This is a genomic window from Arenibacter lacus, assembly GCF_008711145.1.
GTDB lineage: Bacteria > Bacteroidota > Bacteroidia > Flavobacteriales > Flavobacteriaceae > Arenibacter > Arenibacter amylolyticus.
In genome coordinates, this window is record NZ_VVIN01000044.1 from 1 (window position 1) to 17,409 (window position 17,409).

At 41.5% G+C, this 17,409-nt stretch carries 17 protein-coding genes and 1 pseudogene; 11 read left to right on the top strand and 7 right to left on the bottom strand.

The features are described 5' to 3' along the window. Together F1E73_RS12340 and pepE are read right to left on the bottom strand one after the other, a co-directional pair. Positions 1 to 2,005: pseudogene (locus tag F1E73_RS12340) on the bottom strand (hypothetical protein); the annotation flags it as partial. Between the two features lie 305 nt (positions 2,006 to 2,310). Continuing rightward, the gene (gene pepE / locus F1E73_RS12345) at positions 2,311 to 3,003 is read right to left on the bottom strand and encodes a dipeptidase PepE (protein WP_150452071.1); all 693 of its coding nucleotides are present in this window, start codon (positions 3,001 to 3,003) and stop codon (positions 2,311 to 2,313) included. Positions 3,004 to 3,401: 398 nt separating this feature from the next. Here pepE and F1E73_RS12350 point away from each other — a divergent pair, with 398 nt between their 5' ends. The 4 genes from F1E73_RS12350 to F1E73_RS12365 all read left to right on the top strand — a co-directional run bounded on the left by F1E73_RS12350 (position 3,402) and on the right by F1E73_RS12365 (position 6,172). Beyond that, positions 3,402 to 4,157 carry a carboxypeptidase-like regulatory domain-containing protein gene (locus F1E73_RS12350; protein ID WP_086478015.1) on the top strand — a complete coding sequence of 252 codons (756 nt, stop codon included), beginning with the start codon at positions 3,402 to 3,404 and terminating at the stop codon, positions 4,155 to 4,157. A gap of 48 nt (positions 4,158 to 4,205) precedes the next feature. After that, positions 4,206 to 5,024 (top strand): carboxypeptidase-like regulatory domain-containing protein, encoded by an 819-nt coding sequence (locus F1E73_RS12355; RefSeq protein WP_086478014.1) that lies wholly within the window; start codon positions 4,206 to 4,208, stop codon positions 5,022 to 5,024. A gap of 307 nt (positions 5,025 to 5,331) precedes the next feature. Beyond that, the gene (locus F1E73_RS12360) at positions 5,332 to 5,613 is read left to right on the top strand and encodes a Sec-independent protein translocase subunit TatA/TatB (protein WP_086478013.1); all 282 of its coding nucleotides are present in this window, start codon (positions 5,332 to 5,334) and stop codon (positions 5,611 to 5,613) included. A gap of 1 nt (position 5,614) precedes the next feature. Next, the gene (locus tag F1E73_RS12365; protein ID WP_086478012.1) at positions 5,615 to 6,172 is read left to right on the top strand and encodes a phosphatase PAP2 family protein; all 558 of its coding nucleotides are present in this window, start codon (positions 5,615 to 5,617) and stop codon (positions 6,170 to 6,172) included. Positions 6,173 to 6,424: 252 nt separating this feature from the next. On the opposite strand, the gene F1E73_RS12370 is transcribed toward F1E73_RS12365, so the two are convergent. Next, entirely contained in the window at positions 6,425 to 7,066 is a 642-nt protein-coding gene (locus tag F1E73_RS12370; RefSeq protein ID WP_086478011.1) for an O-methyltransferase, read from the bottom strand. A 41-nt stretch (positions 7,067 to 7,107) separates the two neighbouring features. Here F1E73_RS12370 and F1E73_RS12375 point away from each other — a divergent pair, with 41 nt between their 5' ends. From F1E73_RS12375 to F1E73_RS12385, 3 genes are all read left to right on the top strand, one after another. Continuing rightward, the gene (locus F1E73_RS12375) at positions 7,108 to 7,572 is read left to right on the top strand and encodes a GNAT family N-acetyltransferase (protein ID WP_086478010.1); all 465 of its coding nucleotides are present in this window, start codon (positions 7,108 to 7,110) and stop codon (positions 7,570 to 7,572) included. An 81-nt stretch (positions 7,573 to 7,653) separates the two neighbouring features. After that, positions 7,654 to 8,925 (top strand): kynureninase, encoded by a 1,272-nt coding sequence (gene kynU / locus F1E73_RS12380; protein WP_150452072.1) that lies wholly within the window; start codon positions 7,654 to 7,656, stop codon positions 8,923 to 8,925. Between the two features lie 125 nt (positions 8,926 to 9,050). Further along, positions 9,051 to 10,199, top strand: a complete 1,149-nt coding sequence (locus F1E73_RS12385; protein WP_086478008.1) for an MFS transporter — start codon at positions 9,051 to 9,053, stop codon at positions 10,197 to 10,199. A gap of 10 nt (positions 10,200 to 10,209) precedes the next feature. Here F1E73_RS12385 and F1E73_RS12390 read toward each other — a convergent pair whose 3' ends face one another. Both F1E73_RS12390 and F1E73_RS12395 read right to left on the bottom strand, forming a co-directional pair. Further along, positions 10,210 to 10,893, bottom strand: a complete 684-nt coding sequence (locus F1E73_RS12390; RefSeq protein ID WP_086478007.1) for a hypothetical protein — start codon at positions 10,891 to 10,893, stop codon at positions 10,210 to 10,212. Positions 10,894 to 11,099: 206 nt separating this feature from the next. Further along, positions 11,100 to 11,540 carry a hypothetical protein gene (locus tag F1E73_RS12395; RefSeq protein ID WP_086478006.1) on the bottom strand — a complete coding sequence of 147 codons (441 nt, stop codon included), beginning with the start codon at positions 11,538 to 11,540 and terminating at the stop codon, positions 11,100 to 11,102. A gap of 384 nt (positions 11,541 to 11,924) precedes the next feature. On the opposite strand from F1E73_RS12395, the gene F1E73_RS12400 reads away from it, so the two are divergent. The 3 genes from F1E73_RS12400 (at position 11,925) to F1E73_RS12410 (ending at position 14,293) form a co-directional block, all read left to right on the top strand. After that, on the top strand, positions 11,925 to 12,473 hold the full coding sequence (locus F1E73_RS12400) for a ClpP family protease (RefSeq protein ID WP_086478005.1): 549 nt from the start codon (positions 11,925 to 11,927) through the stop codon (positions 12,471 to 12,473). Between the two features lie 120 nt (positions 12,474 to 12,593). Then, complete coding sequence (locus F1E73_RS12405; protein ID WP_150452073.1) at positions 12,594 to 12,857, top strand: hypothetical protein; 264 nt, start codon at positions 12,594 to 12,596, stop codon at positions 12,855 to 12,857. Positions 12,858 to 12,928: 71 nt separating this feature from the next. After that, positions 12,929 to 14,293, top strand: coding sequence for an FAD-dependent oxidoreductase (locus tag F1E73_RS12410; protein ID WP_150452074.1), 1,365 nt, complete (start codon positions 12,929 to 12,931; stop codon positions 14,291 to 14,293). Between the two features lie 188 nt (positions 14,294 to 14,481). On the opposite strand, the gene F1E73_RS12415 is transcribed toward F1E73_RS12410, so the two are convergent. After that, positions 14,482 to 15,261, bottom strand: a complete 780-nt coding sequence (locus F1E73_RS12415) for a zinc ribbon domain-containing protein (protein ID WP_086478002.1) — start codon at positions 15,259 to 15,261, stop codon at positions 14,482 to 14,484. Between the two features lie 2 nt (positions 15,262 to 15,263). Beyond that, the gene (locus F1E73_RS12420) at positions 15,264 to 16,358 is read right to left on the bottom strand and encodes a Nif3-like dinuclear metal center hexameric protein (RefSeq protein ID WP_086478001.1); all 1,095 of its coding nucleotides are present in this window, start codon (positions 16,356 to 16,358) and stop codon (positions 15,264 to 15,266) included. A 50-nt stretch (positions 16,359 to 16,408) separates the two neighbouring features. Between F1E73_RS12420 and lpxK the strand changes: the two genes are divergently transcribed. Continuing rightward, positions 16,409 to 17,401: a tetraacyldisaccharide 4'-kinase gene (gene lpxK / locus F1E73_RS12425; RefSeq protein WP_150452075.1), complete on the top strand. Its 993-nt coding sequence runs from the start codon at positions 16,409 to 16,411 to the stop codon at positions 17,399 to 17,401. Positions 17,402 to 17,409 lie beyond the last annotated feature (8 nt).

Below are 17,409 nucleotides of genomic sequence, written 5' to 3' on the forward strand. Positions count from 1 at the left end.
CAGGACTGATCTTGCTTGCCGTCACCGCATCATCTTCAATATGTAAAGTAGTAATGCCTCCTAGCTTAACTTGTAAAGGCTGGGTATCCCCGTCACCTTCTATGGTTGTATTATCTACTGCAACTGTGCTTCCACCGCCTCCACCAACACTACTGATTATATACGGAGAAGCAATGGTTCCTGCACCATTTATCGTTACATTAGATCCGGCATTAATTTTAGTTTCCGATCCGTCGGCTCCTCCCGAAGGGAGATCCACCCACGCTACCGTTGTTCCAGTGGCATCAGTTCTTAAAACTTGGTTGCCACCCCCTGGTGCTATATCTTCACTTAAAATAGTGCCATTTAATATTTGGGTAGTGGTGATCCCGCCAGTGGGCACATTAAGTCTATTAGGATCTACTCCAGTTCCCTGAATCGTAATCCCATCCACATCTACAGTGCCATCACCACCAGAAACTTCGGGAAGATCGTCCCAGACTACTTGTCCGCTAATCGCATCGGTTGTTAGGTACTGACCAGGAGTCGCAGCTTTTATTTTCAGTGGATTTGTTGGACTGCCTGTTCCTGTTATGGTAATACCATCGGGCGTTACCGTATCGCCACCTCCTGTGCTATCGGGGATATCGTCCCAAATTACTGCCCCGGTACTTGGGTCTGTTCTTAAAAACTGCCCGAGGGTCGTAGAAGGAACAATCTTTAGTGGGTCCCCAGAGAGTCCTGTTCCAGATAGGGGCCCTTCCACTTCAACCCCAGCACCGCCACCCGATAAGGATGATAAATCTACAGCATTGTTGAATCCCCCATTAGCGCCAGTAAAGACTAGATTATTCCCCTGTAGTTCTACCGAAGAAACAACGCCATCCCCAAGCAATTCCGATAAATCTACGATTCCAGAGAAGGCCCCAGAAGCACCAGTAAACACTAAGTTAGAGTTGTTAATTTCTACACTTTCAAGGTATCCATCTCCGCCACTACCTCCGCCACTACCAAGTCCGCTTAAATCTATTGTATTTCCGCCCGAGATGGAAATTTCATTCCCCGATCTGCTGAGGGTCTGATTGTAACGACTTAAATTTACACTACCCCCACGCTCTAAAGACAAAACGTTTGCTGGATTCAAGGCTAATTGCTGATTGTCGTTTACCGTCCCGCCAAGATCTCCAATCTTGTTATCCACATAAACTCTAACTGCCCGTTGCGTAGGGTATAAAAGGTCCGAATTTCCTAAATTGACATTCGGGGATTTATTAACGAGGTTTTCTTTGGTGTTCAGGCCACTGGTATTGTCAGAAATCCGTTTTAGTACCGATGCAGAAATTTTTAGAGGACTTGCTGCTATTCCTTGGCCTTCTATAGTGGTCTGATCTGCCAAGGTGGCCCCTAGTTCTTCCTTGCTTACCCAGAGTACCTGTCCTGTGCCATCAGTGGTCAGTAATTGATTGAAACCTCCAGGAGTCATGTGCCTTGGTTCTACAATGCCGTTTATAATATTTACACCCCCCACGGAGTTTTCCCCTAATTCAATATTCGTGACGGAATTCTCCCGTAATTGTGCTGTCCCTACGGAATTTAAACCCAATTTGGGCTGCGTAATGGAGCCATTGGCCAAATCTTGCCCAAAAATGGTGGCGTCTACAATTTGTTCCCCCCTAATTTCCCCCACCGAAATCTGGTTGGTATTGCCCGAGGAGGTGAGTACAATAGTTTCGTTCATGGAAGTAAGGGAAAGGGATCCATTCCCTGCATTACATAGATTTACCCAGGCGATGTCTTTATAGTAATAGAGACATCCCACCTCGGTATTGTAAACCAAGGCTCCTTCAGAGGGGGTAATAGCATCCATTTGTGCCGTGGTAACACGGGTGATAACAAGTACCTTGGTGGTGCTTTCCAATTCCAAGACGGAGCTGGGATTAATAGCTTGGGGATTATCTCCTATTTTTATTTGCGCCTGAACCGCTATACCCAATAACAGGCAGACTAGTAGCATTTTTTTTTCCATGTTCCCAAGATTGTGTTCCTCGTTATTTCCAAGGTTGCATTGGCCAATGGCCATACAACACATTATAATCCCATGGCATATTCAGTTGAATAAAAGTCCGCGCTCCATGATAGTGGGGAAATGGAGGGCTACATAAAGACACGGTACCGCTTGTGAACAAGCAAAAAAATACCGGTAGCTTTAGGTTAAAATGTTAATGGTGAGTTCTAGGATTCAGGGACTTACAAAAATAAAACTATCTCCGTATAAAACTAGAATTATCGGGTAAAATACCTTAGTACTGGTTGAACAGGGAGCTTATGATTTTAAACGGGAATTTGCCGACTTTCGTAGGGGGATTTTCCTGCTTCAAAGATGCGGGCCGTACCTACTCCCTTTAGGGTTGCCTCCTGGCCATGAATCAAAATGTAATCTCCTTCCCGCAATCCAATTACCGGGGTTTTGTCTTGTTGATGGAACTCCCGAATCCTAGTTTCCCTGGTTTCCCCCTTATGTGTGCTGTTAGGGTCTGGATCTAAATAGTGGGGGTTTAGGTTAAAGCCTACCACTCCCAGGGTCTCAAAGCTAGGAGGATGTACAATGGGCATGTCATTGGTGGTCTTCATGCTGGGACCTGCAATATTACTTCCGGCACTGGTGCCTAAATATGGGGTGCCTTCATTGATTTTTTCCTTTAAAGGCTGCATTAAATCCAAGTTGTGTAATTGCTGTACTAGAAGAAAGGTGTTTCCTCCTCCAGTGAACAGCGCTTCGGCTTGGGCAATTCCTTCCCGTGGATCTCCAAAACTATGGAGGCCCACCACCTTCTTGTCTATTTTGGCGAATGCCGTGGTCACCAGTTCGGTATAGTTTTCATGGGAGATTCCCCCTGGCCTGGCATAGGGAATAAAAGTAATGGTTCCCGTGTGGGAGAAAAACCCTGCTAATTCCGGAAGTAGGTATTCCAAATAAGATTGTCCGAAAAGGGTAGAAGTGCTAGCAAGTAATATTTTTTTCATGAACTCATTAATTTCGCCCTAAAAATACAATGAATCTTTAGAACTTACTCCCAAACTAGGGCCTGCCTTTCCTGAAGACGCTGTGCTTGCTGTTGTAGAAATAGGGCAAGGAGGTTATTAACAGGGGGTTAGGCTGTAGGGCGTTGATTGGAGTTGTTGGGAATAGCCCCATTTTATTTATCGATGGTGCTAGGACCTAACGTAAGAAAAAATGGGTGCTTTTTTTATGAAGTTGCTATAGAGGTTATTTATCTTAACAAAAGTTTAATTAAGAATTGTGATTCTATGCGGTTAACTTAGTATTTCTTTATATCTTAATTACAAGATAAGGGGATTTACCCATTGCAATGATGGAATCTCCCTATGGATTCAGTGAATTTCTAATTTAAAACAAAAATATGCAGACTAAATTGCTGTGCTTACTTGCATTTTTATTCATCTTCCTAGGCTATTCCCAAGATGATGACCGACAGATTTTAAGGGGGCAAGTGCTTTATAGAAATGTATTTGTACCAAATCAAAATGTAATAAATGTAAACACCGAAATGGCTACTATTACCAATGATAGGGGAGAGTATGGCATTAGGGTAAAGGCAGGGGACCAATTAGTGTTTACGGCGGTCAACTACCAGTTAAAGGTGGTAGAGATTACGCCAGAGATCCTTGCCAATAACCGTTTGGTAATCGAAGTAAATGAAAAAGTTACGGAACTAGACGAGGTGGTGGTGACGCCCGAAGACCAGGAAAAATTCATTCAACTTAAAAATAAGGAATTGCTGGTAAATGAATATGAGTACGAAACGGACCGATTGACAGCCGTGGAAAATATTTCCTTGTCCCAAACTGATCGGGGTATGAAGGACGGACTTAATTTTGTGAATATTTTTAAGGCCCTGCTTCTGGCTACTAAGGGCGATGATGGACCAGAACGCGAACCCCTTAAAGTGAGTGAGGTCTTAAGACAGGTTTACGACGATTACTTTTTTGTAGTAGACCTAAAATTACCGCAGGCCAATATAGACGACTTCCTACTGTATTGCGATGCGCAGCTTCCCAGTAGGGAATTGTTGCGGAAGCGGAACGAGTTTCAGCTGTTGGATTTCTTGGTGACACAGAGCAAAAACTATTTAGAGAATCTCGAGAACAAAGAATAATTTACTTGGAAAGCCCGGTAGCATTAGGGTTTCGGGAGCTGTGAGTTTATGAATACTATACCCAAGGAAAGAGGACTGAATCGCTTTAGGATTTTTACAAATCTGTACGTTGGGAGTTTTCTGTTGTTTACAATATCGGCTTTTGGACAGGCTTTTGGTGAAAAAGAACTGAAGGGAAGGGTGGTTAGTTCCGATGGTGATGTGGCGGCTACCCATGTATTGAATACCACTTCAAAAAGGGCGGCAATCACAGATATAAACGGTTATTTTTCCATTGGGGTGCACTTAAATGACACCTTGGTCTTCTCTGCAGTTCAGTTCCGTAAAAAAACGGTGGTGGTAACAACGGGGGTACTAGATAGTAAATTTATTACGGTAACCTTGGAAGATGCCAATATCGCTTTAGACGAGGTGGTGGTTACTCCCTATAACCTAACTGGGGAATTGGCTCGGGATATGAGGCGATTAAATGTACCTACCCCAAAAACGGCCAGTAGCCTTGGCTTACCCAATGCCGATGTAAGGGTCATTACCCAAGCAGAACGCCATTTATTTACGGCTACTTCAAATCCTTTTATGGGGTTAGACCCCCTAATTAATGCCCTTTCTGGTCGAACTAAAATGCTCAAAAGAAGAGTGGAACTTGAAAACAAATACTCCAAAACCCAACGGGTTAAGCAGTTTTATCCCGATTCGGTTCTTGTTAGAGAGCTAAAGATTCCCGAACTAAAATTGGACGACTTCCTATATTTCTGTGAGATGGATGGGACCTTCGCCGAGGTAATAGCCACCCGGGATAAACTGAAAATATGGGAATACCTTAGGGATAGGAGTGTGGTGTATAGACGGAATAATGGATTGCAATAATTTTAATAAGACCTTTTCATCAGGCTATTTCGAAAGCTGTGTTTTACTAGGGTAGAAGGTTTTTACTGTTTCCATGTCCCCTAGTGCGAATTAAGAATTGGGTTTAAGGGCATCTGTTGAGCCAATGTATTAGCAGGGAAGCGTATGGCAGCAGAGGTGCTTTTTATGGGTGTATGCATTGGAATTGCTGGGGATGGTGAGGTGAAAAAACAGTAAATGGTATGGGGATTTTTACTTATCTTTATCGGTTTTAAAAAGTTAACCATATTTTTTATGTAGCTGAAAAACTTCTCATTATATTTGTCCTATGTTTAGTACTATAATTCTATTTATTAGCGGCGCCGAAATTTTCTTTATCATGTTTATCGTGGTAATGGTTTTTGGTGCGGATAAAATTCCAGGAATAGCCAAAGGCTTGGGGAAGGGGATGAGGCAACTGAAGGATGCCACGGAAGACATTAAACAGGAAATCCAAAAAAGTGCTGAAAAGCAAGGTATAGATACTAGTTTCGCAGATGATATAAAAGGGGAAATCAACAAGGTTAAGGAAAACGTTGATGAAGTAACGGGCGTAATTAAAAGAAAGTAATATGCTGGAGAAGCTGTTACAATGGGATCGTGATCTTTTTATTTATCTTAATAGCCTTGGATTGGAGCAGTACGACCTCTTTTGGTCCGTAGTGACCAATTTCTCTACTTGGATCCCGCTATTCCTCCTATTTATTTACCTCATATTTAAGGAATATCCTAAAAAAGAAGCCCTTTGGGTATTGGGAACCGTGTTGGTTACCCTGCTCGTGGTAGCTATGATTACTGGGATTACCAAAGAAATTGTGGCTCGATTAAGACCCAATAATACGGAGGAAATAAACACCCTCATTAGAATATTAAAAAGTCCTACCAGTTATAGTTTCTTTTCCGGACATGCCTCTAGCTCGTTTAGCGTAACCACCATTGTATACCTTTTTCTAAGACATCGCTTTAAGTGGAGTTGGCTATTCTTTATATGGCCGCTAACGTTTGTGGTAAGCAGGGTGTATGTAGGAGTGCATTACCCCTTAGATTTATTGGTGGGTACAGCCGTAGGAATCTTTTTTGCCATACTCTTTTATAGGCTCTACCAAAAATGGTTTGTTGTCCCTGTGTAGACATTAACAATTTAAAACCTAGGCTAGACTACCTGCTTCATTCTATAAATCAGCTTCTAACCTTCTAACTCTTTAGGAATCTAGCCTGTCGTGTGTGATTTCTCAATCGCCCAAAAATAGGGCTCATGTCGAAATGACTGGGCCAACAAATAATAATCAGTAAATGGTCAACCTATATCAGGGACGTACAACGTACATCATTGTTTACTGTTAATTGTTTATTGTTAACTGTAAAACTGCTCACTACTAATTTCAAAGCACCCTACTTAAGGTTAGTCCGTCACGGATGGGAAGGAGGACGGTCTCTACTCGAGGATCTTCCTTTAACTTCTTATTGTAGTCTAACAAGGTTTTAGTAGCCTTATCTTTGGCTTGCAGAGGGGCAATCACTTTTCCAGACCATAACACATTGTCCGATAGAATAAGGCTTCCCGATTTACATTTTTTAAGTGCGGCTTCAAAATAATGATCATAACTAGATTTCTCCGCATCAATAAATACAAGATCAAAGGTGGTATCTAAAGTCGGTATTATTTCCAGGGCATCGCCAGTATGTTGAATAATCTGATCCCCAAATCCACTCTCCTCAAAATACCTGCGTTGCATGGCGTTTAGTTCTTCATTAACATCTATGGTGTGTAAACGGCCATCCACGGGGAGACCCTCGGCCAAGCAAATAGCCGAATAGCCCGTATAGGTGCCAATCTCCAAGATGTTTTTGGGCGATTTAATTTTGGAGATCATGCTGAGAACACGGCCCTGAAAGTGCCCGGTGATCATCCTGGGCTGAATCACTTTTAAATGGGTTTCCCTAGTGAGCCTCTGAAGGATTTCAGGTTCTGGTTGGGAATGGTCGGTAATATATTGCTGTAATTGGGCCGATAAGAAATGCATGGGATGAACTTTGTATATTTAGCGGTTCAAAGATAAGGATCATGGAACAATTTTCGATAAGAAAGGCTACTGTGGCCGATTTAAAAACCTTGAAAAAATTTGAACAGGAAATAATTAAGGCAGAGCGACCCTTTGATGAGACCTTGGACAAGGATCCAATTAGTTATTACGACCTTAGGGAACTAATATTGTCTGAGGATGCCCTAGTGGTGGTAGCAGAAGCCGATGGAAAGATAATAGCATCCGGGTACGGCCTTGTTAAAGATGCTAAAACGTACTTAAACCATGAGAAGTATACCTATCTAGGTTTTATGTACACCGCGGAAGCGTACCGGGGAAAAGGTGTTAATAAAGTAATTGTAGACTCCTTGATGGATTGGTCCAGGTCCAAAGGTATTAATGAGGTTAGACTTACGGTGTATAACAACAATGAACCCGCTATAAAGGCCTATGAAAAATCGGGCTTTCAGAAACATCTAATCGAAATGAGGGTACATTTAGACTAGGTCAATAAAATAAATTTAGTTCTTGCAACTTTTAAAGAATTGCCGTGCTAAATCGTATTTTTGAATTAAAATTTAGGATATATGATATTTCAAAATTCATTGAGTTTTGCCCAAGAATTGGATGCTGCCGACCCCTTAGGGAAATATCGGGACCAATTTCACTTTCCAAAGGTTAAGGGAGAAGATGTAATCTATTTTACCGGAAACTCCTTGGGATTACAGCCTAAAAGAACCCAGGAATATGTGAATGAAATAATGACCGACTGGAGGGAAATGGCCGTGGAAGGCCATTTTAAGGCAGATAAAGCTTGGTGGGATTATCATGAACGCCTGGCCGCTCCTTTGGCTAAGGTGGTGGGAGCTAAACCCCAGGAAATTACCGTTATGAATACCCTTACGGTAAACCTCCATTTACTAATGGTGTCTTTTTATAGGCCCAGTGCCACACGTTTCAAGATTATTTGTGAAGAGAAGGCATTTCCTTCCGATCAGTATATGCTAAACAGTCAGGTTAAATTCCATGGCCTAAATCCGGAAGATAGCATTGTAACTATAAAAAAGAGAGAAGGAGAACACTTTTGGCGTACGGAAGATGTATTGGATAAGATTAAGGAGGTGGGACAAGAACTAGCCCTTGTTCTAATGGGGGGTGTTAATTACTACAACGGACAGGTTTTTAATATGCAAGAGATTACCAAGGTGGCCAAAGAACAGGGCGCTATGGTAGGGTGGGACTTAGCTCATGGTGCCGGGAACGTAAACTTAAAACTCCACGATTGGGGGGTAGATTTTGCCGCTTGGTGTAGTTATAAATATATGAATGCTGGACCTGGAAATGCATCTGGGGTGTACATTAACGAGCAGTATTTAAATAGGAACGATTTGCCCCGGATGGAAGGTTGGTGGGGAACAAAAAAAGAAACCCGATTTTTAATGGAGCCAGAGTTTCAACCTATGGAAAATGCAGACGCCTGGCAAATTAGTAATCCGCCTGTACTTGCCTTGGCACCTTATTTGGCCTCTTTGGAAATGTTTGAGGAAGTGGGGATGGAGGCATTGATTCAAAAGAGGGAAGTGCTGGTAAAATATCTAGAATATATTCTTCAGGAAATAGCAAAGGAAACCAACGCCAATTTTCAAGTGATCACCCCAGAGGATAGGGGGTGTCAGCTTTCTGTCTTATTACACGGGCAGGGTAAGGAATTATTCCATTATTTAATGGATATGGGAGTGGTGGTAGATTGGAGAGAACCCAATGTAATCCGCTTGGCTCCGGCACCCTTTTATTGTTCTTTTGCAGATATGTATCGCTTTGGTCAATTGTTAAAAAAAGGGATTGAAAATAAGTATTAAGCTTGGGCAATTTCTATAAAGATGGTGAAGAGTGTTTTAAAAATGACTCCTTTGTAGGAGGTCTTGCCTTTCCAGATCTGCAATTTTAGTCTTTCATGGCTAAATAATTCAAATAAAATAGTTTAATGAAATCGTTGCGTTTAATTCTTTCCAATCCAAGATATTTTGGGCCCTCCTGGGTGTTTGCCAGTATTAATATTCTATTTGGAACCTGGGCCATCTATATTCCTACAGTTAAGGAAAAGCTGCAAATTGACAAAGCAGATCTTGGAGTAGCAATATTTTTCCTTGCCTTGGGGGTATTCGTGGTCTTTCCCTTGGCTTCTAAAATCATAGATTGGTGGGGAGTTGGGAAGGCTACATGGTATGGGGTATTATTGAGCTGTGTCTCAGCCTTGCTTCCTTTGTTAGCACCCAATTATTATTTTTTAATGGGGGCACTGTTTTTATTTGGGGCTAGTAATGGGCTTACGGATATTGCTATGAATACCTTGGTTACCGAGATTGAAAAAGAAGACCGTCAAAACTTTATGTCGGCTTCCCATGGTTTTTTTAGTATGGGGGGTGTCCTAGCAGGCTTAGGTAGCTTTCTTATATTTTACATCAACAATCCCGCCCTGCACATGTTTTATGCAGTGCTATTGGTTCTGCTGGTCAATATAATTTTTCATAAGCACTATAAACATATAGTTGCTGCCCCTATAGAAAGGGAAGCTTTTAGTATAAAACTTTTTAGACCTCTGCTGATCCTGGGTTTGGTATCTTTTATGGTGATGGGAGGCGAAGGCGCTATAGTAGATTGGAGTGGTCTCTATTTACAAGAAATAACCATGGCCCCCGAAGCGCTTATCGGTTCTGGATTTTTGGCATTTTCGGTAATGATGACCTTAGGAAGGTTTTTGGGCGATGGTATTAGTGCAAAGATTGGCTCTATAAAAATAGTTGCGGGAGGAGCCGCTGTTTCCACTATTGGCTATCTGCTGGTGCTTACTACCGAGGTGTATATGTCAATTATAGGCTTTGCCCTAGTAGGCCTTGGATTTTCAGTTATTATCCCAGAACTCTTTAGGATCGGGGGTACGGTAAAAGGGATAGATTCGGCCAAAGGGGTCTCCTTTATAGCGGGTACCGGCTATTCCGGATTTTTGCTAGGACCCGTGGTATTAGGGTTTGTGGCCGAAGAATATTCGCTGAACGTTACTTTTACCATATTATTAATCTGTTCTGCCCTGGTGTTGGCAGCTACCTATGCCCTTTATCGAAGAAGACGATAGCTAGCTTCGCTTAGTTCATCTCCCTAGGGATGGCTTTTAGATCGGTAAAGTAGAGTTTAAAGGAGCCATCCTCATTGGTATGCATGGTGGCTATTTTTAAACCGTTGAGGTCTACATAGTTTTCCCAAGTGGTAATGGTAGAAGGCGCTTCCTGATTTCCACGTCTAAACACCCATTCCTTAATCATATGATTAGGGTCTAGATAAAAGTCGTACGCATCCCCCGGGGTATAGCCACCCTCATTTCCATATACAATGGTTAAGCGTTGCATGGGCGTTTTACTGATAGGAGCGGGGATATCCGTTTGGTGATCAAAGGTGAAATTGTCTTTGTCCCATAATAAATTAAAGGGGGCCAATAGCCAGTATTTGTCATTGATGAAGGCTGCGTCAATTTTTGCCGTGCTGCTATCTACCTCCTTGTGGTTATAGGTGTTTCTTTCTCCATTGCTATCCGCCACCACTTCATGGGTCTGGGTATTCCAGGTCCAGCTACGCTGAAAATGGCTGGTATCCCTATCTACATTGAAGGTGAATTGGATTTCCCTTATACCTTTAAAGTGTTCAAATCCATGTGCAAAGGCTACCTTTTCTAAAATGGTTAGCGTCTTTTCTTCTTTGATTTCTGCCTTTTTACCATCCTTGCAAGCTAGGAGGAAAAACAAACTTAGAACTACTCCTATATATGTTTTCATGATTGGTTTTTTTCAAAGATACTAGGTTTTGGTCAGATATTGGCCGTTAATGGTAGTAGGGGCAAAGTGGGTGGAAGGTTTTATAAGGAGAAGTGGCCCCGTTTTGAATCTGGATTTGTAGGCTTAGTGATCTAATTTGTAGTGGAAACTAATTTGTTTTTGTTTACACTCGGCATTTGCGTTGTACGTCATTGTGCCGCGCTTTTTTAGTACTCATAGCTTATTACCGTAGGATAGTCAGCAATTTTTAAATTAACAGCAGAATAATTTATCAATTGTAAGGGAGCAAGATTAAAGGAAATAGTTCTTGTAAAAACTGCCAAGCATGCTTCATTATTTATCAGTTTTAGTTTTAGATCTCTTTGAGGTACAGCGGTTTCAGCTATTCCACCTAGATCAATCACGTCTATTTCCCACGTATTCCCATCGCAACCAGAGGCACTAAATGTAATTTCTAAACAATCTTGATTTATGGTGATGTCCTCTATGGTATAATTGTCCGTAGTTGTCTGATCATACAAGTTTTTATTAATTATAATGCAATCATCGCAATTGCCCGAGTCTGTACATTGAATAGGATCATCATCCTTTTGGTTACATCCAACAAGTAGAAAAAATAGTAATAACAAATAGCCAATTGGTTTCATTATAACTTTATTTAAGGTGTTTATTTATAGATGTTGAAAGCTTATTTAGTTGCTTTTTTAAAGGCTACTATATGCTAGAGCTCAAGTTAGCACATCCGGATCTAAAATAGGTGCTGTTGAGATCTTTACTTTTTCTACCCTTCACACATTTATTAATTCCTCTTATAAAATGCACTTCAACGGGCTTCTACAACAATTAATAAAAGCAATGAGCCAAAGACGGAAACAGTATAGGTACGCTTAGCGGACTAGGTCGCTAATGTTAGAGGTGGCCAAAAGTATCATAATAGATGGGTTCTGGGAAAAGATGCGAGGGACAGATCGGTTAGCGACTGTTTTTTATAATAAAATGATTATTTTTGAGACTTAACAAGAATTATAAAAATGGGATCAAAAAAAGGTAAGGTACAGGAAGCGATCGACGAAAAATTGCTGGAAGAGAGAAAGGTGTTTTTATGGGGGATGGTAGATGATGATTCTGCCAAGCATGTAATAGACCGATTGATGTATTTGGATATGCAGAGCAATAAAGAGATACAATTGTTTATCAATAGCCCGGGTGGTTATGTTACTTCCGGATTTGCGATTTACGATACTATTAAATCCTTGAAAAGTCCGGTATCTACTATCTGCTCTGGATTAGCAGCTTCTATGGGGTCTATCCTATTGTCTGTAGGAAAGAAAGGACGAAGATTTATTCAACCCCATGCACAGGTGATGATCCACCAGCCTAGTGGAGGTGCTAGAGGACAGGCATCCAATATAGAGATTCAGGCCAAGGAGATCATAAAAACAAGGGAATTGAGTGCTAAAATATTGGCAGAAAACTGTGGTCAGGATCCAGATAAGGTGATGAAAGATTTTGATAGGGACTTTTGGATGAATGCCGAAGAGTCTATCGCCTACGGAATTGTAGATGGCATTTTAGAATAAGCCTAGCTATTTCCACTAGCAAGGTTTTATAACCATTGGCCAGGTGCCAGGTATTGCTTTCATTGCAACTATGGAAAAAACGGTAGTAAGTGTGTTTTTTTAAAACATCATTTTTACTCCGTGTTTATCGTATTGCTTGCTATAAAATGGGAAAAGTCCTTCGCAAACCTAATGCGAAGGACTTTTATATATATAGACGCCGAAGCGGAATGTATTATATATACGGGCAAACAGGGATTTTGGATGCTGGGGCGTGAAACCTACGGGAATGGTGGGGCATTTAGAGCCCTACAGCCTTACCTAGCGAAGGCTTTTCCTTGTTTTGGATTATATAAGGTCATTGGAAGGGTCAAGGCTGTGGAGAAGGCATTGGATGGGCCTTAGGGCTTTATTTGACTATATTTTTATTATTTTTAATTTATTAACCAGTACTATCCGCTTATACAATAGTATATATGATACAAACCCCTAAAAATATTGCCATCGTCGGCTCTGGCTTGGTAGGATCGCTCTTGGCAATATATCTCAGGAGATTAGGACATCAGATAACAGTCTATGATAGACGTCCCGATATTAGAAAGGTTGAATTTTCCGGTCGTTCCATAAATTTGGCTATGAGTGATCGAGGCTGGAAGGCCTTGCGCGAGGTGGGGATTGAAGAAAACATCATGGAGCTGGGGATTCCCATGGATAAGCGCGCCATTCATTTGGTAGAGGAGCCGGTGTACTACCAAAAGTACGGGAAGGAAAAGGAGGCTATTTGGTCCATATCTAGGGGCGTGTTGAACAGACGTATGATTAACCTGGCCGAGAAAGAAGGGGCAGTATTCCGCTTCAAGGAAAAGGTTTGGGATATAGCATTGGCAGAGGGTACCATCTATACTGGCGAAACTGAAAAGGGGAGTTGGAAAGAATATAATCACGATATTGTTTTTGGGTGTGATGGCGCCTTTTCTCGCATCCGCCATAAAATGCAGCGAAGGAGTAGGTTTAATTATTCCCAGCATTTTATTGATGTTGGATACAAGGAATTGGCCATCCCAGCCAATGAGGATGGAACCCACAAGTTAGACAAGCATTCCTTCCATATTTGGCCAAGGGGGAGATTTATGTTTATAGCCATGCCAAACCTGGATGGCAGTTTTACCTGTACCTTGTTCTTACCCTTCGAAGGGGAGGTTTCATTTGAAAGTTTAACTACCGAAGCAGCAGTTAGATCGTTTTTTAACAGCTATTTCCCATGTGTCTCTAACGTGATAGACGATTTAACTTCCACCTTCTTTAAAAATCCTACGAGTGCCCTTGTAACGATGCAGTGCTATCCATGGACCTATTGGGATAAGGTGGCCCTGGTGGGCGATTCTGCGCATGCGGTGGTACCTTTTTACGGGCAGGGGATGAATGCTGGATTTGAGGATATACATGCCTTAAGTAAAATTATTGCCCGATATGGGGATGATTGGGAGCGTATTTTTGAAACCTATCAAGAAGAACGAAAACCCAATGCAGATGCTATTGCAGAGCTCAGTTACCGCAATTTTATGGAGATGAGCAGTAAAACAGCAGATCCCAATTTCATACTTCAAAAGAAAATAGAAAAGCATTTCTCCAAAAAGCATCCAGAGAAATGGGTGCCGGTATATTCTAGGGTCACCTTTTCGGATCGTCCTTATGTAGAGGCCTTAGCCCTTGGGGATGCACAAGAGGAGATTATGAAACAGGTTATGGAAATGCCCAATATCCAAGACGTTTGGGATAGTGAGGAGGTAGAGAATAAGATGTTAAACCTCATTTCCAAGTCGGAAATTTTAAATTCATAGCAGACTGGTGATATAGGCCGGGTATAGCTATTAAGTTAAATTGCTTTAAGAATAAGTAATGATTTTCTTTTTTGGGTATGCTCCTCATTTGCGGTAGAAGTTAAAAGCTGATGCTGTCCTAATTTGGGCCATAAAAAAAGGCGGTCTCCTTGGAGATCGCCTTTTAAATTAGGTCGTATATTTTGAAACTACAGTTTAGAAAACAATTTTTGCATTTTCTCCTGCTGCTCCTCAGCCAAAACTGGGTCTACCAATATCCTTCCACTGTGTTCATCGCTTATGATCTTCTTACGGGAAGCGATCTCTACCTGTACTTGTGGTGGAATGGTAAAGAAAGATCCGCGGGAAGCGCCTCTTTCAATTGGAACTACTGCTAAGCCATTCTTCACTTTGTTTCTAATCCTTTTGTAAGCCTTTACCAAACGCTCCTCTATTTGAGCCTGGTATTCTTCAGATTTGGCTAAAAGTGCCTGCTCTTCCTTCTCTGTTTCAGCTAAAATGTCGTTTAGTTCGCCTTTTTTATGCTTAAGGTGCGTTTCCCTTTCGGTTAAACGTTCTTTAGTGCTGGCAATAACTTCTTTCTTTTGTTCAATCTGAGCCTTAAATTCCTTAATGTTCTTCTCAGCCAATTGGATTTCTAGCTCTTGGTATTCTACCTCTTTGCTAAGTGAGTTAAACTCCCTGCTATTACGAACATTCTTTTGCTGCTCAGCATACTTTTTCATTAAAACCTTGGCCTCGTCAATAAGGTTCTTTTTGGCAGTAATTTCGTAGTTGATGGTCTCTACATCGGTCTTAAGTTTTTCCATTCTGGTTTTAAGACCAAGTACCTCATCTTCTAAATCTTCTACCTCTAGAGGTAATTCGCCCCTAATATTTCTTATCTCGTCAACCCTAGAATCTATTAATTGCAAATCGTATAATGCCCTTAACTTTTCTTCTACCGTTGCTTCTTTCTTTTTTGCCATATTTAATAATACTTGATGGGATTTGTTAAACTCTCCGATAAAGAGATTGCAAAATTAGGGATTTTTTTCTTAAGATAATCAACTAACAGATTTTTTGTAAACTGCTCTGTTTCAAAGTGACCAATATCGGCCAGTACAATCTTGTTTTCTGCTTCGTAAAACTGATGGTATTTTATATCGGAAGTGATGAAAACATCAGCGTTTACAGCCTTTGCGGCCGAAATTGCAAAAGAACCGCTGCCCCCTAGCACGGCAATCTTTTGAACTTCTTTTCCTAGGAGTTGGGTGTGACGAATACAAGAAACATTCATTTTTTCCTTTATAATATCAAAAAAGGCCTCCTCTTTAAGTGGTTTTTCCAAATTTCCGTACATACCCATGCCCAAATGTTGATGGGTATTGTCCAAGGATTGAATCTCATAAGCTACCTCCTCATAGGGGTGGTTCTTAAAAAGCGCGGCTAATATCTGGGATTCCTTCTCTTTGGTGTAGGTGATATTAATTTGTGTCTCCTGCTCATAATGGGTCTCTCCAATCTTACCTAAATGGGGATTGGCGTGTTCGTTAGGTTTATAGCTGCCAGTACCATCCAAGGAAAAACTGCAATTGCTATAGTTGCCAATATGGCCAGCACCTGCTTGGTAGAGTGCCTGCCTTAGTTGTTCTGCATTGGCCTGAGGAATATAAGTGGTTAATTTTTTCAGGAAAGCCTTTTTTGGAATCAAGATGCGTGGCTCTTGTATTGCCAGTACTTCGCATATCTTGGCGTTTACCCCTTGCTTGCTATTATCCAAGGCCGTATGCATGCTGTAAATGGCAATGTTATGGCGAATGGCTTTTAGTACTACCCGTTCCACATAGTTAGCGCCAGTGATTTTTTTTAGTCCGCCAAATATAATTGGATGAAAACTAACAATAAGATTACATTGTTTGCTGATGGCCTCATCTACCACATTCTCCAGGGTATCCAGTGTTACCAAGATTCCCGTGACTGGGGTATGGTATTCTCCAACCAAAAGACCTACATTGTCAAAATCCTCTGCCTGGCCCAAGGGAGCCAACTCCTCCAAGTGGGCAATAACTTCTTTTATGATCATTTTATATTTTTATAGTCCTCCAAAGGTAAAAATATTATAATTTCGTTCCAATGCAACTATTACGAAGATTAGCTTTCCCCATATCGTTGATTTACGCTATGGTAGTGTATATACGCAACTTTCTTTTCGATAAGAATATCTTTAAGAATAAATCCTATCATACCAAAACTATCTGCGTGGGTAATTTAAGCGTAGGCGGTACAGGGAAAACCCCTATGATCGAATTTTTGATAAACAGTATAGGGGAGAACAAAAAGATTGCGGTACTGAGCAGGGGCTATGGCCGCAAGTCCAAAGGTTTTCTTCTGGCTAATTCTCAGACGGAAGTAGGGGAGTTGGGAGATGAACCCTACCAGATAGCGAAGAAGTTTCCAGGGATTGATGTTGCGGTGGATGCCGATAGGCAAAATGGGATAGCTACTTTGGAGGAAATGCGGTCTCCAGATATTATTCTATTGGATGACGCTTTTCAGCATAGGAAGGTAACTTGTACCCATTATGTGTTGCTAACCGCCTATGAGGAGTTATATGTGGACGACTGGTATTTGCCTACCGGGAATTTACGTGATAGCAAGGCTCAGGCAAAACGTGCCGATATAATTGTGGTGACCAAATGCCCTAGGGACTTGTCCCAATCTGCCCAAGCGGCCATTCGTAGAAAGTTGGGCCCCAGTAGCCAACAAGAGGTGGTGTTTAGTTATTTGGAATACGACACGAACCTTAAAGGAGGGCCTAGGGAGTTGTCCTTGGAGCAATTAAAGGGGCAAAAGCTAAGCTTGGTAACCGGTATTGCCAATCCATCCCCACTGGTAGAATACCTAGTGGCAAAGGGATTGGAATTGGAGCATCTATCCTACCCAGATCACCATTTCTTTAGTCCAAAGGAGATGGATATGTTTCGGAAAAAAGAACGAATTCTTACCACGGAGAAAGATTATGTGAGGTTATCTGGTTTAATGGGAGAAGTGTATTATATAAGTATAAAGCACGTCTTTCTAGGGAAGGGGGAAAAAGTATTAAGGGAGCGGTTAAAATTGATGTAAACCCCTCT

Excerpts from the sequence above, each read along its gene's own strand:
- F1E73_RS12410 (WP_150452074.1), top strand. The coding sequence starts at position 12,929 with ATGATACAAACCCCTAAAAATATTGCCATCGTCGGCTCTGGCTTGGTA.
- F1E73_RS12355 (WP_086478014.1), top strand. The coding sequence starts at position 4,206 with ATGAATACTATACCCAAGGAAAGAGGACTGAATCGCTTTAGGATTTTT.
- F1E73_RS12385 (WP_086478008.1), top strand. The coding sequence starts at position 9,051 with ATGAAATCGTTGCGTTTAATTCTTTCCAATCCAAGATATTTTGGGCCC.
- F1E73_RS12390 (WP_086478007.1), bottom strand. The coding sequence starts at position 10,893 with ATGAAAACATATATAGGAGTAGTTCTAAGTTTGTTTTTCCTCCTAGCT.
- lpxK (WP_150452075.1), top strand. The coding sequence starts at position 16,409 with ATGCAACTATTACGAAGATTAGCTTTCCCCATATCGTTGATTTACGCT.
- F1E73_RS12395 (WP_086478006.1), bottom strand. The coding sequence starts at position 11,540 with ATGAAACCAATTGGCTATTTGTTATTACTATTTTTTCTACTTGTTGGA.
- F1E73_RS12415 (WP_086478002.1), bottom strand. The coding sequence starts at position 15,261 with ATGGCAAAAAAGAAAGAAGCAACGGTAGAAGAAAAGTTAAGGGCATTA.
- F1E73_RS12350 (WP_086478015.1), top strand. The coding sequence starts at position 3,402 with ATGCAGACTAAATTGCTGTGCTTACTTGCATTTTTATTCATCTTCCTA.
- F1E73_RS12365 (WP_086478012.1), top strand. The coding sequence starts at position 5,615 with ATGCTGGAGAAGCTGTTACAATGGGATCGTGATCTTTTTATTTATCTT.
- F1E73_RS12375 (WP_086478010.1), top strand. The coding sequence starts at position 7,108 with ATGGAACAATTTTCGATAAGAAAGGCTACTGTGGCCGATTTAAAAACC.
- kynU (WP_150452072.1), top strand. The coding sequence starts at position 7,654 with ATGATATTTCAAAATTCATTGAGTTTTGCCCAAGAATTGGATGCTGCC.
- F1E73_RS12420 (WP_086478001.1), bottom strand. The coding sequence starts at position 16,358 with ATGATCATAAAAGAAGTTATTGCCCACTTGGAGGAGTTGGCTCCCTTG.
- F1E73_RS12360 (WP_086478013.1), top strand. The coding sequence starts at position 5,332 with ATGTTTAGTACTATAATTCTATTTATTAGCGGCGCCGAAATTTTCTTT.
- F1E73_RS12400 (WP_086478005.1), top strand. The coding sequence starts at position 11,925 with ATGGGATCAAAAAAAGGTAAGGTACAGGAAGCGATCGACGAAAAATTG.
- F1E73_RS12370 (WP_086478011.1), bottom strand. The coding sequence starts at position 7,066 with ATGCATTTCTTATCGGCCCAATTACAGCAATATATTACCGACCATTCC.
- pepE (WP_150452071.1), bottom strand. The coding sequence starts at position 3,003 with ATGAAAAAAATATTACTTGCTAGCACTTCTACCCTTTTCGGACAATCT.